This window comes from uncultured Marinobacter sp. (assembly GCF_963974375.1).
Taxonomy (GTDB): domain Bacteria; phylum Pseudomonadota; class Gammaproteobacteria; order Pseudomonadales; family Oleiphilaceae; genus Marinobacter.
On sequence record NZ_CAXBDN010000006.1, the window covers coordinates 1 to 16,736 of the forward strand.

Annotated in this window: 13 protein-coding genes and 1 tRNA gene; 8 read left to right on the top strand and 6 right to left on the bottom strand. The window is 58.4% G+C overall.

Annotated features, from left to right (window positions below; genetic code table 11):
- The 3 genes from AAC035_RS00860 to AAC035_RS00870 form a co-directional block, all read left to right on the top strand.
- Nucleotides 1-939 (top strand): DNA repair exonuclease (locus tag AAC035_RS00860; RefSeq protein ID WP_339799050.1); only part of this gene is annotated, 939 nt, incomplete at its 5' end.
- Complete coding sequence (locus AAC035_RS00865) at nt 936-3,575, top strand: AAA family ATPase (protein WP_339799053.1); 2,640 nt, start codon at nt 936-938, stop codon at nt 3,573-3,575. The genes AAC035_RS00860 and AAC035_RS00865, both read left to right, overlap by 4 nt.
- 39 nt (nt 3,576-3,614) lie before the next feature.
- Nucleotides 3,615-3,812, top strand: coding sequence for a hypothetical protein (locus AAC035_RS00870; RefSeq protein WP_339799126.1), 198 nt, complete (start codon nt 3,615-3,617; stop codon nt 3,810-3,812).
- On the opposite strand, the gene AAC035_RS00875 is transcribed toward AAC035_RS00870, so the two are convergent.
- Complete coding sequence (locus AAC035_RS00875; RefSeq protein WP_339799056.1) at nt 3,714-3,917, bottom strand: lmo0937 family membrane protein; 204 nt, start codon at nt 3,915-3,917, stop codon at nt 3,714-3,716. The two genes, AAC035_RS00870 and AAC035_RS00875, sit on opposite strands and share 99 nt — an antisense overlap.
- A 12-nt stretch (nt 3,918-3,929) precedes the next feature.
- Nucleotides 3,930-4,133 carry a CsbD family protein gene (locus AAC035_RS00880; protein ID WP_339799118.1) on the bottom strand — a complete coding sequence of 68 codons (204 nt, stop codon included), beginning with the start codon at nt 4,131-4,133 and terminating at the stop codon, nt 3,930-3,932.
- A 245-nt stretch (nt 4,134-4,378) separates the two neighbouring features.
- Here AAC035_RS00880 and AAC035_RS00885 point away from each other — a divergent pair, with 245 nt between their 5' ends.
- Nucleotides 4,379-5,437 (top strand): efflux RND transporter periplasmic adaptor subunit, encoded by a 1,059-nt coding sequence (locus AAC035_RS00885; RefSeq protein WP_339799059.1) that lies wholly within the window; start codon nt 4,379-4,381, stop codon nt 5,435-5,437.
- A complete protein-coding gene (locus AAC035_RS00890) occupies nt 5,434-8,667 on the top strand; it encodes an efflux RND transporter permease subunit (protein ID WP_339799062.1) in 3,234 nt (1,077 codons plus the stop codon). Before AAC035_RS00885 ends, AAC035_RS00890 begins: the two co-directional genes overlap by 4 nt.
- Before the next feature lie 111 nt (nt 8,668-8,778).
- Here AAC035_RS00890 and AAC035_RS00895 read toward each other — a convergent pair.
- Nucleotides 8,779-8,855 (bottom strand) — tRNA-Pro (locus tag AAC035_RS00895).
- A gap of 213 nt (nt 8,856-9,068) precedes the next feature.
- On the opposite strand from AAC035_RS00895, the gene AAC035_RS00900 reads away from it, so the two are divergent.
- On the top strand, nt 9,069-10,700 hold the full coding sequence (locus AAC035_RS00900) for an FMN-binding glutamate synthase family protein (protein ID WP_339799121.1): 1,632 nt from the start codon (nt 9,069-9,071) through the stop codon (nt 10,698-10,700).
- Nucleotides 10,701-10,721: 21 nt separating this feature from the next.
- Here AAC035_RS00900 and AAC035_RS00905 read toward each other — a convergent pair whose 3' ends face one another.
- Genes AAC035_RS00905 through AAC035_RS00915 form a run of 3 tightly spaced genes read right to left on the bottom strand, consistent with a single transcriptional unit; the run spans nt 10,722 to nt 13,960 of the window.
- Nucleotides 10,722-11,675 carry an alpha-L-glutamate ligase-like protein gene (locus tag AAC035_RS00905; RefSeq protein WP_339799065.1) on the bottom strand — a complete coding sequence of 318 codons (954 nt, stop codon included), beginning with the start codon at nt 11,673-11,675 and terminating at the stop codon, nt 10,722-10,724.
- Nucleotides 11,675-13,198, bottom strand: coding sequence for an inactive transglutaminase family protein (locus AAC035_RS00910; protein WP_339799067.1), 1,524 nt, complete (start codon nt 13,196-13,198; stop codon nt 11,675-11,677). Before AAC035_RS00910 ends, AAC035_RS00905 begins: the two co-directional genes overlap by 1 nt.
- A gap of 3 nt (nt 13,199-13,201) precedes the next feature.
- Nucleotides 13,202-13,960, bottom strand: a complete 759-nt coding sequence (locus AAC035_RS00915; protein WP_339799070.1) for an ATP-dependent zinc protease — start codon at nt 13,958-13,960, stop codon at nt 13,202-13,204.
- A 331-nt stretch (nt 13,961-14,291) separates the two neighbouring features.
- On the opposite strand from AAC035_RS00915, the gene rmuC reads away from it, so the two are divergent.
- Nucleotides 14,292-15,872: a DNA recombination protein RmuC gene (rmuC, locus tag AAC035_RS00920; protein ID WP_339799123.1), complete on the top strand. Its 1,581-nt coding sequence runs from the start codon at nt 14,292-14,294 to the stop codon at nt 15,870-15,872.
- Nucleotides 15,847-16,713, top strand: a complete 867-nt coding sequence (locus AAC035_RS00925; RefSeq protein ID WP_339799073.1) for a hypothetical protein — start codon at nt 15,847-15,849, stop codon at nt 16,711-16,713. The genes rmuC and AAC035_RS00925 overlap by 26 nt, the downstream gene beginning before the upstream one ends.
- The last annotated feature ends 23 nt before the right edge of the window (nt 16,714-16,736 follow it).

Genomic DNA, 16,736 nt, shown 5'->3' on the forward strand with positions numbered 1-16,736 from the left:
GGGTTCTCCGGACCCTGGGTGCTATTACCCGGCAACCATGACGCTGCGCTGGCCGAAAGTGTCTGGACCCGGGCGCAACGGCTGAATGCGGTGCCGGTCAATGTGGTACTGGCTCTGGAACCGGGTGTTTACAGTTTGCCGGAACAGGGCCTGGCGGTGCTGGCGGCACCGTTGACCCAGCGCACCACCTACAGTGATCTGACTGAACCCTTCAATACTATGGACACCCCGACCGGTCTGCTCCGAATAGGGCTGGCCCATGGCAGCGTGGAAGGCATCCTGCCGGAAGATGTGGACGCCACCAATCCCATTGCCACCGACCGGGTGGCTCAGGCCCGGCTCGACTATCTGGCGCTGGGCGACTGGCACGGACTCAGGGAAGTTAACGAGCGCACCTGGTACAGCGGTACCCCGGAGCCGGAGCGGTTTCGTAACAACGATCCCGGATATGCGCTGGTGGTGGACATTGCCGATCCCGGCGCCCGCCCGCAGGTGAGCCGGCATTCCATCGCCTGCTACCGCTGGTATCTCTGGCGGGAACAGCTGCTGGTCGAGTCTGATCTGGATGCGTTACTGAATCGCCTGACGGATCTGTCTGAAGCCAGTGTGCTGGACATCCGGCTGGAAGGCACCATTACCCTGGCCGGCGACCAGCGATTGACCGACGCCCTGTCGGTGGCTGAAGCCCGCTACCGCAGCGTGTCCTGCGACCGCTCGGGCCTGCAGCTGGAGCCTACCGAAGACGACATCGCTGAGCTCCACGCCGACGGTTATCTGGGCGAGACCATCGATGAGTTGAGACACCTGCAAAGCAGCGACCAGGCCGTTGCCGCCAGCGATGCGCTGGGCATTCTGGCCAGCTTGCTGAGAGAACGTAGCTCTCCGCCCCGGGAATCAGTCGACGGTAACAAACCAGCCAGCGGGGGGCTCGACCAGTGAAACTGCAAACCCTTCGCCTTGAACAGCTGCGCCAGTTCCGCAAGCCCTTCGTCCTCGACAGCCTGGACCCCGGTCTCAACCTGATCCATGGCCCCAATGAATCAGGCAAGAGCACATTGGTTCGGGCCATTCGCGCGGCCTTTTTCGAGCGTTACCGTTCCCGGGCCGTGGAGGACCTGGTGCCCTGGGGCGATTCCGGTGCGGCGCCGCTGATTGAGCTGGTTTTCGATCATGGCGGCCAGCGCTGGCAACTGACCAAGCAGTTTCTGAAAGGCAAACGCTGTGATCTGCGGGTGGGGTCTGAGGCTTGGAATGGCGAGGCTGCGGAGGAAAAACTGGCTGACCTGCTGGGTTTCCAGTTCGCCAAAAAAGGTGCCAGCAAGGAAGAGCATTGGGGCATTCCCGGTTTGCTGTGGGTAGAGCAGGGCACCGGGCAGAACATTGAACAGGCCGCCGGTCATGCCAGCGATCACCTGCAGACGGCCCTCAACAGCCTGGTAGGGGAAGTGGCCAGCAGCGGCGGAGATGAAGTGATCCAGGCGGTGGAGAAGCAGCGGGCAGAATTGCTGACCGGCACTGGTAAACCCAAGGGGGACTATGCACAGCTTGAGCTGCAACGTCAGCAGCTGGAAAACGGACTTACGGAACTGGACGAACGTATCGGACGCTACCAGTCGCTGGTTGACCGGTTGGGGACTCTGCGTGCTGAACAGGAACGCGACGAGCGCGAACGGCCCTGGGACGAAGCAGGAAAGCAGCTGGAACAGGCCCAGCTCCGCCTCCGGGAAGTGGATGCGCTGCTGCAGCAACAACAGCGGGATACCGAGTCCCTGAGTGACATCCGTCAGAAACTCGAACTGCTCACCCAAAGCCGGCACCAGCACCAGCTGCAACAGCAAAGGCTGGAACAGCGGGCAGCACAGGCACAGCAGACAGAACAGGTCCTGCTGCGGGAGCAGGAGCAGGCACCGTTACTGATTGCGGCCCTGGAGCAGGCGCAGAAAGACTACAACCTGGCGAAGCAGGCAGTCGAAAAAGCCCGGCACAGAGATCAGCGCCACCGTCTGCAACAGGATCTCGCCCAGCGTGAGAAAGAACTGCAGGTAGTTGAGAAAAACCTGGCCCGGGCCCGGGAGCAAGAGGTTCAGCTGAAGGCGGCGGTTGCCGCCCGCCAAAACAATGAAATCGATCCGGCGTCGGTGCAGCGACTGCAAAAAATCCAGCGTTCGCTGGATGAGGAAAAAATTCGTTCCGAGAGCATTGCAACCCGCCTTACCTGGGAACTGACGGCCGGCGGCAACCTGCAGCTGGACGGACAGGTCATTCAGGGACAGGGCGAACGACTGTTACTGGAAGAAAGCCATCTGGCGATTCCCGGGGCGGGAACCCTGACCATTGCGCCCGGCGGTGACGACCTGGGGAAGGTGCGGCGTCAGATCGAGCGGCTGACCAAAGACGCCGACGACCTGCTCTCGCAGCTGGGTCTACAGAGCCTGGCGCAGGCTGAAGAGCGCCAGGCCCGATACCAGGATGCGGTGGCACAGATACTGCGGCTGGAAGAACTGCTGGCATCCTTTGCCCCGAACGGTAGCGGGCGGCTGAGTAACCAGAGAGAAGAAGTCAGTAGCGCGTTGCTCAGGCTCCGTAGTGAGCTGCAGGACCTGGCAGAACCGGAAGAGGATGAAACCGCGCTGGCCTTGCCGGTTGCCGAAGCCGGACTGGCCGCCACCGAGCAGCGCCTGAACGATGCCGAGCAGGCCTTTCGGCGCCATGAAACCCAGCTGTTGAAAGCCTCCCACAGCCGCGAGAGTGCGCTCCGGGAATGGCAGCTACTCAAGACCGAACTGTCCGGGGCCGAGCGCCAACAGCAGCAGGAGCAGCTGGCCCGGGACATCGCCCTGGAAGAACAGCGTCTCCAGAGCCTGGTGCAGGAAGTGGCCAGGCGTAAAGCCACCATCGACCTGGCCCGGCCGGAACTGTTACGGCAGGACATTACCCGCTACCAGGCTACCATCGCCCAGCTTGAAAACACCCGACAGCATCGTGCCCTGGAAATCCGTGAACTTCAGGGGCGCCTGGAAGCCTGGGGGGCGGAAGGGCTGGAAGAAAAACGCAACGAGCTGGCGGCAGAGCTGGAGCACGTTACCCGCCGCTACCAGGAGCTGCAGCGACGGGCCCAGGCCCTGAATCTGCTGTTACAGCTGCTGCAGGGCAAACGTCAGGCGCTGACCAGGCGCCTGCAGGCGCCGCTGCAGCAGCACCTTGATCACTATCTGAGTGTGTTATTCCCCAGGGCCAAACTGGAAGTGAGCGAGTCGTTGATACCCGGCACGTTCACCAGAGGCAATGAGCTGGGTCAGGTCAGCGAGCTGAGCTTTGGTGCGCGGGAACAGATGGGCCTGATCAGCCGCCTTGCTCACGCCGACCTGCTGCAGGAAGCCGGCCGGCCAACCCTGATCATCCTTGATGACACGCTGGTTCACAGCGATAGCGGACGTCTGGGGGGCATGAAACGCATCCTTTTTGACGCCGCGCAGCGGCATCAGATTCTGTTATTCACCTGTCATCCGGAGAACTGGCGGGATCTGGGAGTGGCCGCGAGAGATCTGGAAGCGATGAAGTCAGCGGCGCTGTAAGCGGCGTAAAGCGCCTCCGCCTGGCCAGGGGATTGAGCGTTGAGATTCACTGCCCCGGGCCTGTGGCCACGTCCGGGGCAGGTCTTTGATGGTGTCGTTTCTGTCGATTCAGAAATCGCGGCCCAGAAATCGGACTGGCTACAGCCTCTGGTTCACGAGATTTCCCGCCAGAATCACTGCAACTGCAATAACCAGAAGGATATGGATGAACCCAATCAGGGTGTAGGAACTGACTAATGCAAGAAGCCAGAGGACGACAAACGCTAGCGCAATTTTTTCATACATGAGGCACCTCCAGTTGCCAGCGCCGTCAGGCCCGAAACCTTTCCGGTCCGACGGCATATTATTGTGGTTTTAAAGCCCGGCCTTATCCATGAATTCCCTGACCTGTTTTTCCGCTTCCTCACGAGACACTGCGTAACGCTCCTGAATCAGTCCCGCAAGTTTCTGGGCATGGCCTTCTGACTCAAGCAGCTCATCGTCTGTCAGCTTGCCCCATGCGATTTTTGCTCCACCCAACTGCTGCTTCCATTTGCCTTTTATTTCATCGCGATTGATCACGCTCATGATCTTGCCTCTTGTGGGAAACGGGCTTGGCACTACTCAGGAGATACCTCCCTGATTGCTACATGCCACAATATCAAAGGCAGAGTGAGGCATCGGTGCGCTGGCGCACCAAGGAGTTGGCGGGATGGGTCGGGAAAAGATATATCACCTGGGATGAATCCGGGCGAACTGCTTCTGTGGCTCCGCATCTATGATAACATCAGGTTATAAGCTTATAGGGCTAGTGAAGGGTCGAAATGAGTTATCCAGCTGCTGTTTTTATTCTGATGCTTCTGAGTTTTCCTGTTTCCGTCCTGGCGGAAATAAAAGGGGAACCGGTTAGACGTGAAACGCTGCACGAAACTATCCGGCTTGATGGTGTGATCGAAGCGGTGCAGACGAGCACTGTGTCCGCCCAGACCAGCGGTAAGGTACAGAGCCTCCCCTTCGATGTGGACGACACGGTAAAGGTCGGAGACCTTATTGTGAAGCTTGAAGATAGCGAGCAACGGGCAAGGCTTAATCAGGTTAAAGGAAGCCTTCGGGAGGCAGAAGCCAACCAGAAGAACGCGTTGCAACAATTCCGGAGGGTTGAGGAGATATACGAGCAGGGTTATGTATCCCGACAGGAGTTTGATCAGGCCCGGAACAATCTCGCTGCAGCACAGGCTCGCCTCGAAAGAGCCCGCGCCGCTGTAGCGGAAGCTCAAGAACAGTTGGACTACACAGCGGTGGTTGCGCCCTACAGTGGCATACTTACGGCGCGCCATGTTGCGATTGGCGAGACCGTCGGCCCCGGACAGCCGCTACTCAGCGGACTCTCACTGGAGCAGCTGCGGATCGTCGTGGAGCTGCCACAAAAATATGCGGACAGAGTGAGGGCTGAGCGCCGCATCAGGGTGTCCCTCGCTGATGGCCGGGAGCTCAGAACTGGCGATGTGACGTTTTACCCCTACGCCGATGCCAGCACCCATACATTTCGTCTTCGACTCACCCTGGAAGACCCTGAAGCGACGCTCTATCCGGGAATGCTGGTGAAGGTTGAGGCTCCGGTCGCAGAGCGGCAAGTATTGTGGATACCTGCCAGCAGTCTGATTCATCGCAGTGAACTCAGGGTGGTCTACGTGCTCGACGACGAAAACGGTGCACGCTTGCGTCAAATCAGGACGGGTGTCAGCAGCAATGGCCGGATTGAAGTACTGGCAGGGTTAGATGAGGGTGAGAGGGTTGTAATCAATCCGGAATCACTCTCTGATGAAGAGAGAGCAAGGTCGGGTATTGGCAACAGTATCAGTGCCGGGGAGCGCAGCCGATGAGCGAGGAAGCCAATTCGGTTGGTCCCTCCGGCACGATCGCCCGCGTATTCCAGAATTCGAAGCTGACGCCCTTGCTGGCTTTGCTGGCCGTGCTGGCTGGGATTATGGTTATTACTATCACCCCCAAGGAAGAAGAACCCCAGATCGATGTCACCATGGCGGACATCTTCATTGCGCTGCCGGGTGCCAGTGCCAGGGAGATCGAAAGCCTGATCGCCACGCCCGCTGAACAGGTAATGAGCGAAATCGATGGCATAAAGCACGTCTATTCAGTTTCCCGGCCGGGTGCGGCAGTCATTACGGTTGAGTATGAAGTTGGTGTACCCCGTCAGGATGCTCTCGTACGCCTCTACAACAAGGTTTACTCCAACCAGGATTGGTTGCCGCCTGGTCTGGGTGTCACCCAGCCTCTGGTCAAGCCCATGGGCATTGACGATGTGCCCATCATGACTTTGACGCTTTTTGATCCCGGCAATCGCTACGCTGGCGAGGAGCTCACCCGTCTTGCACACGCGCTGGAAGTGGAGTTGAAGCGCATACCCGGCACCCGTGATATCTATACTCTTGGTGGAATTCCCGACCGGGTCGATGTTCGCATAGATCCGGCCTTGCTCAAGGGATTCAATCTGACGATTGATGACCTTGGTCATGCCTTGCGGGCGGCCAACACCAGCAGTCAGGAAACACGGATAACCAGAGATGGACTGTCGATACCGGTTCAGGTGGGCACTCAGATTGAATCTGTTGCGACCCTGCGTCGCCTGGTGGTGGGCATGCACAATGGTGCCGCGGTTTTTCTGGAAGACGTGTCCAGTGTAGGCCGGGGCGGCACGGTGGCAGATCAGAGCGTCATGATGGGCTTTGGGCCCTCTTCCGCCACGAACACCCGGGTTGGGGCGCCTGGCGAACTCTATCCGGCGGTAACTATCGCCATCGCAAAAAAGCCGGGAGAGAACGCAGTCGAAATTGCTGGCGCTATCGAATCGCGGCTGGAAAAACTGCGTAATCGTATACTGCCGGACACCATGGAGGTGGTGGTGACCCGCGATTATGGCAAGACCGCCTCAGCCAAAGCTGATCAGCTGATTACCGACCTGCTGTCGGCGACCCTGTCGGTCATATTGCTCGTGTTGGCCGCCATGGGTTGGCGCCAGGCGTTGATCGTCGGCGCCGCTGTGCTGGTTACGCTCCTGCTGACACTGGTGTTTTCCTGGGCCTGGGGCTTCACTTTGAATCGGGTCTCGCTTTTCGCGCTGATCTTCTCCATCGGCATTCTGGTTGACGACGGTATTGTGATTACCGAAAACATCAGCCGCCGCATACAGAATTCCCGCCGGCCGGTCAGAGAGATCATTCCCCTGGCGGTAGATGAGGTGGGTACGCCAACCATAATGGCGAGTCTGACCATCATGGCAGCGTTGATACCCATGGCTTTTGTAAGTGGGCTGATGGGGCCCTACATGCAGCCTATTCCAATCAACGCCTCGGCCGGTATGGTGTTTTCCCAGGTCGTTGCCTTCGTTCTGGCACCCTGGATGGCAATGCGCTTGCTGCGCCATAAAAAGGGGCAGCAAGCCGGTGAAGCAGAGGAGTCCAGTAACTCTGCGTCGGGTGTTAATGATTTCGTGCTGCGAGTATTTCGGTCAATTCTTGGCCCGTTTCTGGGCCAGCATTACTGGCGGCGCGGTCTGTTAGCGGGTGTGGTGATCGGGCTCACTCTGCTGGCCGCGTCATTGCCATTGTTTCTGGCCGTGATTCTGAAGATGCTGCCGTTTGACAACAAATCGGAGCTCCAGGTGGTGGTCGACATGCCTGAGCACACGCCAATGGAGCAAACACAGAGGGTGCTTCTGGAAATGGGGGCCCATCTTGAAACCGTCAATGAAGTCACCCACTGGCAAAGTTATGCAGGCACTGCCGCGCCCATCAACTTCAATGGTCTGGTCCGGCAATATTATCTTCGGGAAGAGCCCTTTCACGGGGATATTCAGATAAACCTTGCGGACAAGAACGCCCGTATCCGGCCGTCCCACGAGATTGCTCTTGCCTTGCGGGCACCTCTCGAGGCGATAGGTCATCGCTACGGTGCGGCTGTTAAGATTATCGAGGTGCCTCCTGGTCCCCCCGTGCTGTCGCCGGTGGTAGCGGAGGTTTACGGCATTGATGATGCTCGGCGCGCCGAACTTGCTTTGAAGGTGGCCAGGGAAATGGCAGACATTGAAGGGCTGGTGGATATCGACACTACTCTGGAAGCGCCGGTCCGGCGCTGGGAAGTTCAAGTCGATCGCGATCGGGCCGCTCGACTGGGTATTTCTCAGGCACAGGTTGTCACCGCACTGGCCATGTTGCTTGGTGATGAGAATGTCACCTACCTTCATGATGACCACGCCAAATACGCTGTGCCGATAAGGATCATTCTCGAAGAAGGCGACAAGGCTCAAAAATCCGCACTGCTCTCACTGTCCGTTCGCAGTCAGAGCGGCGCACTGATTTCCATCAGCAGTTTTGCCGAGGTGAGAGAAGCCGACTGGGTGGGTGCTCGCTATCATAAGGATTTACTGCCGGTAACCTATGTTACCGCGGATATGGCCGGGGATGTTGATTCACCGTTGTACGGCATGTTCCGGATGGTGGAGAAACTGAACGAACAGGAAAACGGCCCGGAGCAGTTTTTTATTCGTCAGCCGGAATTTCCTGAGCGGGCCTCGCTCAAGTGGGATGGTGAGTGGCAGATCACCTATGAGACGTTCAGGGATATGGGACTTGCCTACTCGGTGGGTGTTTTCATGATCTTCATTCTGCTTGTGGCGCAATTTCGGTCGTATCTCATGCCCCTGGTGATAATGGCGCCTATTCCTCTGACCCTTGTGGGTATCATGCCGGGACATGCATTGCTGGACAAAGAATTTACGGCTACCAGCATGATCGGCATGATCGCACTCGCCGGCATTATTGTCCGTAATTCCATTTTGCTGGTGGTTTTCATCCGACAGTTGCTGGCAGAAGGCGTTGCTCTCGAACAGGCGGTGGTTCTGGCTGGAGCGGTGAGAGTCAAACCCATTGCACTCACCGCGATTTCAGCGATGGTGGGAGCCTGGTTTATTCTGAACGATCCGATTTTCAACGGGCTGGCCATTTCACTGATTTTCGGACTGGCCATGTCCACATTCCTGACCTTGCTCGTGGTACCGTTGCTTTATTATGTAATGGCTCGTCGGGAGTGGCTCTAGTGTCCCGTAATCGATTGAGCGCCGATCATTAATTCAGTTTTCGGAAAAGTTGTTTTGCAGAAACAACAAGGCCCGGGTCTTTCGACGCCGGGCCTTGTTGTTTGATCTGATTGGTCGGGACGGTAGGATTTGAACCTACGACCCCTTGCACCCCATGCAAGTGCGCTACCAAGCTGCGCTACGCCCCGATACGCTGAAGAGCATGATGCCGAAAGGCTGGCTTTCGGTTGCTCCTGGCCGGATTGGTTTCCCTCTCTGACTCAGCGGGGCGCAGTCTACACCAGCGGTAAAAAAAATAAACACAAACAAGTCCCCGTTAGCGTGCTTTGACGTATCCTGTGGTTACATGTTGATATTCAAAGCCAAACTGGAGCCGCTCCTTGAAGATTTCCCGCTGGTCGATGCCCCTGCGTTACAGTATTTATGTCATCAGTGTGGTGCTGTTTCTGAGTTCGCTCACGCTGACCGTGACGGTTTCGGCACTCTGGGCCTGGGTGGCCCTGGTGAGCGGCTTTCTGGCGATACTGGGCACCTGGGACCTGCTGCAGCGCAAGCGCACGGTCAGCCGCAACTATCCGGTGCTGGCCCACTTCCGTTATTTTCTGGAGTCCATAGGGCCGGAGATCCGCCAGTATTTCATTCAGTCGGATACCGAGGAGCACCCGTTTTCCAGGGAGCAGCGCACGATTGTCTACCAGCGCGCAAAGAACACCCTCGACAAGCGGCCTTTCGGTTCCCAGCTCGACATGAACGACGAGGGCTTTGAGTGGATGCACCATTCACTCCTGCCGGTGGATATTCCGGACAATGATTTCCGGGTCACCATCGGGGCCAGCTGTAAAAAGCCCTACCAGGCCAGTGTCTTCAATATATCCGCCATGAGTTTCGGCTCACTCTCTGCCAATGCCATTCTGTCCCTGAACGCAGGTGCAAAAAAGGGTGGCTTCTATCACGATACCGGCGAAGGCTCCATTTCCCGTTATCACAGGGAACCGGGAGGGGATCTGGTATGGGAAATCGGGTCCGGCTACTTTGGCTGCCGCAATCCGGACGGCACCTTCAGCGAAGAGATGTTTGTCGAGAATGCCACCCAGGATCAGGTGAAGATGATCGAGCTGAAGCTCTCCCAGGGCGCCAAACCGGGCCACGGCGGCATCTTGCCCGGCGCCAAGGTGACCCCGGAAATTGCGGAGGCCCGTGGGGTCACGGTGGGACAGGATGTGATATCCCCGGCGCGGCATTCGGCTTTCGGCACACCCATTGAGTTGCTGGAGTTTATTGACCGGCTGAGAGAACTTTCCGGTGGCAAGCCGGTGGGATTCAAACTGGCCATTGGCCACCCCTGGGAGTGGTTTGCCATCGTCAAGGCGATGCTGGAAACCGGACGGCGCCCGGACTTTATTGTGGTGGATGGCGGGGAAGGCGGCACCGGTGCAGCGCCGCTGGAGTTCATCAACCGGCTGGGCATGCCGCTGATGGAAGCCCTGCAGCTGGTGCACAACACCCTGGTTGGAGCCGGTCTGCGTGAGCACATCGCCATTGGTGCCGCTGGCAAGATCACGTCGGCATTCAATATTGCCCGTACCCTGGCGCTGGGTGCGGACTGGTGTAATGCGGCGCGGGGTTACATGTTTGCCCTTGGCTGTATTCAGGCGTTGAATTGCCATACCGGAAAGTGTCCCAGTGGCGTGGCAACCCAGGATCCGAAACGCGGTGCGATGCTGGATGTGCCTGACAAAAGCGAGCGGGTGGCAAACTATCACCGTAACACCGTCGATGCGCTGGCAAACCTGCTGGGGGCTGCAGGTTTGAAACACCCGTCAGAGCTGGGGCCAGAACACATCATTCGACGGGTCAGTCGTACCAAGGTGCATTCGTACATGGACCTGTTCCCCAACCTGGAACCTGGCGTGCTGATCTCCGGGGGTGAAACCAATCATTCCGTCTTTGAAAAATACTGGGACATCGCCAGAGCTGACAGCTTTGACCCTCCGGCGTTTGTGACGCAGTTGCGGGCGACCAAAGTTCACTGAGCCGCTTCAGTCAATGTACTGTCAGTTGGTAAAGGTACCAAAAGTGCTCATGCTGTAGCTGGCGCGCTCAGCCGGGGTGAAGTGGGGGCGCTTCATTTGCTCGATGTTCTGCAACCGTGGCAGCAGCCCCTTGCCGTTTGCCATCTGAATGGCAAGGCCCGGGCGGGCGTTCAGCTCCAGCAGCAACGGACCCTGGATGTCATCCAGCACCAGGTCGACGCCGATGTAGCCAAGCCCGGTGGCTTCGTAACAGCGGGAGGCCATCTCCAGCATGATGTGCCAGTCCTCGATGCGGATCTCGCTGACTGGTATGCCTGTGTCGGGGTGCAGCAGAATCGGCTTGTTGAACTGAACCGCCTTGAGCGCGCGCCCGCTGCCGATGTCCAGACCAACCCCGACGGCGCCCTGGTGGAGGTTTGCCTTGCCATCGGATGCCTTGGTGGATAGCCGCAACATGGCCATTACAGGGTAGCCCTTGAAGACGATGATGCGGATGTCAGGTACACCCTGAAAGGACACCCGGGCGAGGTCGGTGGTTGGCCGGACCAGATCTTCCACAATCGCCACATCGGGCGTGCCACCCAGGCTGTGAAGGCCTGCAAGAATGTTGCTGAGATGGCGTTCAAGGGTGGCCAGCGGGATCCGTGCGCCTGAGGCCTTGACGTAGTCAGCGCCGTCCCGCCGGTGGATCACAGTGATGCCTTTGCCGCCGGAACCTTTGGATGGCTTGATTACGAAGCCGTCCAGATCCTCGGCCAGGTCACTGAAACGGCCAATCTCGTGTTGCTGGCGCACCACCTGCCGCAAGGCCGGGGTTTTGATGCCGTACTCTTCCGCCAGCAATTTGGTTTTCAGCTTGTCGTCCACCAGCGGGAAGAACGAGCGATCGTTATAACGCGCAATGTAGGAAACATTGCGCCGATTCATGTTGAGGATGCCCGCCTTGCGGAGCTGAAACGGCGAAATCCAGCCCATCAGTCAAACGCCTTGACCGGGGCAAAGCGGCGCAATTCGGAAAGCTTGTAGCCGGTGTACTGACCCATCAGCAGAATCAGGCCGAAGGTTACCAGGTGTAGCTCCGGGAAGTTGAAGGTCAGGTGCCTTGCCAGTGGCAGACTCATCAAAAGGTAGGCCAGAACGGCTACAAACAGGCTGCCGGAACCCTGCACCATGACTTCACGGGGGCCTTCCTCTTCCCACAGTATCGACATGCGTTCGATGGTCCAGGCCAGGATCACCATCGGGAAAAAGGTCACTGTCATGCCGGCATTGAAGCCCATCTGGTAACCGATGATGCTGATGCCCGTGGTGATGAATATGACCAGTATGATCAATGCCGATATCCGCGACACCAGCAACAGGTTCAGGCTGGAGAGGTAACTGCGCATGACCAGCCCCAGTGCCACCACCGACAGGAACGCAACCAGGCCCGGAATCAGTGTGGTCTGGACGAAGGCAACGGCGATCAGAACCGGCATGAAGGTACCGGACGTCTTCACGCCAATGATGATCCGCATAAAGGCCACCACCAGTGCGCCCAGTGGCAGCAGCAGTAACATTCTGAACATACCCTGTTCTTCAATGGGCAGTTCGTAGAGGCTGAGAAACCCGAGCCCGCTCTGGACCGCTTCCGAGCTTGCCAGCTGCAGGGTCGGAACGGTTTGCTGCAGCATCGAGAAGCTCACCTGGGAGCTGGTGCCGCCGGTCACATCCAGCAGTGACACCGCCGCTTGCCGCCACAACAGAACATCCTCCGGCAGACCCTGTTCACCCGTTTGTGGATTGAAGGTCAGCCAGCGTTCGCCGTTGTGGATCTGCAGATACGGACGAAGGGACTGAAGGCGCCGGGCATCTTCCAGGCGCAGTCCGTCAGCAATCCGCGAGGGAATGCCGGCATGGTTCAGCATCCGTGATAACAACTGAGTGTAGTTCTGGCCGCTCAGCAGCAGGCTGATGTTCTGATCGGGATCACTGGATCTCATCAGTTTGATCAGTTCCCGGGCCAGACTCTCCGGAGAACTTGATTTGGCGGCGGCACGCTCGAGCACCTCCTCAATGGCGGTGGCCTGGGGCTCCTCCCAGAACACTGTCTCGGGTCGAGGTTGCCGTGACTGGGCGGAGCGGCCTCCCTGGGAGCTTTCATCTTCGGTCAGCTGAACGTTGAAAAACAACGTCTGGGGGCCATCTGCCTCACGGATAGACCATTCCGCCCGCAGATTGCCCCGTTCCTCGATGATCGAAAAACCATACCCGGGGGAAGCGGCGTTGCGGGCCAGTACCCGGAACCCAGGGGGGCTGTTGGGAATGGAAAGGCTGGCCAGAACCGGCTCACCCGTGGCCTCGAAGTCCACCCGGGCTTCCACCATCCAGACCGGCTGCTGTTCACCGACAAACCAGGGTATACCCAGTTCGCTATGGCGAAGCACTGCCAGCAACAGGCCGGCTCCGATCAGAAACAGGACGGCAATATAAAAGGGGTACTGCGAACGCTGGCTCAAGAGTTAATCATCCCGTGACTGATTGCCATTGATGAGTGACCGGGGTAATTCAGTGGCGTACTCCCGCCCCACATCAATCAGCATGACATCGCGCAGAATATTGCGGCCGATCAGCATGGGATAGGTCAGGTGAGAGCGGTCACTCAGGGTGAATTCCGCTTTTTGCTGTTTGCTGCCGATACGGAATTGCAGCTCGACGACCGGGCGACGCTCGGGGTCGTCGACATTGGATTGAATAATTCTGGCATTGCGGGCGATTTCGCGCTCGATGGTGGTGACTTCCCCGGTTTCAGTGCCAGGAACCGGAATATCGAAGCGTACCCACTGGTTACCGTCCCGCTCAAACCGGCGGATATTCCGGGCGTCCATGGACGATGTGGTGGCGCCGCTGTCAATGCGCGCGTCATAAACAAATCCCGGTCCCACCAGATAGGCTTTTTCAACTTCGCCGACCACCTGCTTGCCATCAATGCGCTCGCCACTGCCGAGATCCTGGGATTCTGTCGCCGTGCAGGCCCGGGTTTCCGGAACCGGGGGGCAGGCCGGAGGCTGTACCTGACGGGTTATCGCATCAAGAATCTGCTGGGTGGAATGCTGACTGGTGTCGACCAGTTCCTTATGCCGGGAATCACCAGCCAGTCGAATGTAGGTGATATCGGATTGTTGCCTGGCGACCGCTTCATTCAGGCCCTGAAGATCGTAACGATTGGTCTGAACCGAATCCGTTGCGCAACCTGCGGTGAGGACCGCAATCGTTGCCATGACAGGGAGCAGTCTTTTGTTCTTTGTCGACAGCATAGAAATGAGGTTCTCTGACGTTCCAGGTGCGTGAAAGTATATCCCAAACAGCGACTACGTGCGGTTTACCGTTACTTCACGTTCCCGGATTCCGGGGAGCAGGACAGCCCGGAACCTGAACTCGTTGCGGGGCCACCTCATCACGGTAAAGTTGGCGTATAGTACTGAAAAAAAAGCTGATCCGCCAAAAGGGGCGGGTTATGTAGGTATATATAGAGATATCCGTGCCGTCAATAACAGCAGGAGATACGGTTTGACCCAGATTTATGCTCACTATTTGCAGAATCCACTGTTGATGGTTCCCCTTGTCCTGCTGGCCGCGTTGCTGCTGATCCTGATCGTAACTGTCATTCTGCAACAACGTGGGCGCCGCGGTCAGGAACTATTCGCAGAAAGCCTGCGGGTGGACCGTGACCGGTTATCGCTTGAGCTGCAGCAGGCCGGTCAGGCCAATGCGCTTCAGGAGCAGCGGTTGTCCCAGGCAGAGTCCCTGGCCCGGCAACTTGAAGCCCAGGTTGACGAGCAGGCTGCCCAGACCGAGCGCTGGCGGCAGCAGGCCGTCATTCTCGAAAACCGCTACGCCAGCCAGGATGCCGAGAAGCGTGCCGAGACCCGCCGTGCGGATGATCTGGAGCAGGAGCGGGTGCGGATGCAGGAGCGGCTCAGTAATCTGCAGCAGGAATTGCAACAACTGCAGATTGAACTGCGAGACCGGGATGTCACCCTCGACAAGGAACGCCGCAACAGCTCCGAGAAACTGGAGCTGCTGGAGCACAACCGGGACGCCTTGAAACAGGAATTCGAGAATCTTGCCAACCGCATATTCGACCAGAAAAGCGAGCGTTTCAGTCAGCAGACCCGCACCAGCCTCGATACCCTGTTAAACCCGTTCCGGGACCAGTTGCAGGATTTCAGAAAGCGGGTGGAAGATGTCTACACGACAGAAACCCGGGACCGCCAGGCGCTGCGCAGCGAGATCAAGTCCCTGCAGGAGCTGAACCGGCAGATCACCGAAGAAGCTGCCAATCTGACCCGCGCTCTCAAAGGTGACAAGAAAATTCAGGGCAACTGGGGCGAGCTGATTCTGGAGCGGGTACTGGAGCGTTCCGGTCTGCGCAAGGGCGTCGAATACGACACCCAGGGCAGCTACCGCGACGGCGACGGGCAGTTGTTGCGGCCCGACGTGGTGGTGCACCTGCCGGATAGTCGCAATCTGGTTATTGATTCCAAGGTGTCCCTGGTGGCCTACCAGCGTTGGGTCATTGAGGACGACGAAGCGCCCCGGGAGGCGGCCCTGAAATCCCACGTTGATGCCGTTCGCCAGCATATCCGTACCCTGAGCGAGAAAGACTACAGCCAGCTGCATGGCCTGCATTCACCGGATTTTGTCTTTTTGTTCATGCCCATAGAACCGGCATTTGTGGCAGCATTTCAGCAGGACGATAACCTGTTCGCGGAAGCCTTCGAGCGAAAGATTATAGTAGTCACTCCGACCACGTTGCTGGCCACGCTGCGCACCATCGAGAACATCTGGCGCTATGAGCGGCAGAGCCAGAATGCCCGCAAGATAGCTGAACGGGCGGGCGCGGTGTACGACAAGCTGCGGGTATTCGTGGAAGCCATGGAGAAAATGGGCACCCAGCTGCAGACTGTGCACGGTACCTATGAGAACGCCATGAGCACCCTGACCCGGGGCCGTGGTAATCTGATTTCCCAGGCCAGCCGGTTTGTCGAACTGGGCGTCAGGGTACGCAAGGAATTACCGAAAACCATCCTCGAGCAGGCGGAAGCTGGCGGGGATGAATACGATGATGAGGCCGGAACCGGCAGGGATGACGTTGAGGTAGCCGATGATCAGATCGAATCGAAAGAATAGGCAGGGCAGCAGTCCTCTGATTGCCGCGCTGGTGTTTGCGGTAATGGCGATGACCGCAGTATCCGCCCACGGGTTGCCGCCAGAGCACGAGGTTCAGCGGCTGATGCTGGCGGTGGAAGATGCTGTTGCCGGCGAGCGCTGGTCCGAGGCAGGGGACTACCTCAACCGGTTGCAGAGTCTTGAGGCGGCAAAGCCTCCGGAGTACCTCTACTACCGGGGCCGTATCATGTCCCAGTCCGGACATTACAATGAGGCCCGCTCGGCGCTGGAGAACTACATTGCGGGTACCGGAGCCGATGGTGAGCATTACACCGAGGCACTCAAGCTGATCACCCGCATTGAACAGGCCCGCGGCGACCGCGATCGCAGCACCGAAACCGGCAGCGAGCCGGTCGCAGAAATCAGCCCGGCCGGGCCGCACAGCCCGGAACGGTTGCGGCGGTTGTATCTGGCTGATTCTGATAGCCAGGCGCTGGTGATGCATCTGAACAGTCAGCTGGAACTGGCCGGCTGGCGAAAGGAAGCAAGAGTTATCCGGGTGGGTGAGCCGGCGGATGTCCGCTATCAGCTGTCGGTTGCCAACGGGGACATACTGATTCGGGAAAGTCGTGTTGAATCCGGCACCGATCGCCGGCTGATTTCACACACCTTGCGGGTCTACGGTGTCAGTCCCAGCGTGCGCTGGGACTGTGAAAGCGCCACCAATGCCTGCTGGATATACGATCCGCGGGATGGATCCCGGTTCCTGCAGCTGGCCAATGACCGGGCCATTGCCGCGGAAGTGGCCAGCACTCTTGGTCAGTTGATCCGGGAACTGCAGAGACCCTCGGGTAACTCCTGAAGCGGCGTCCGGGCTTCCGTGAG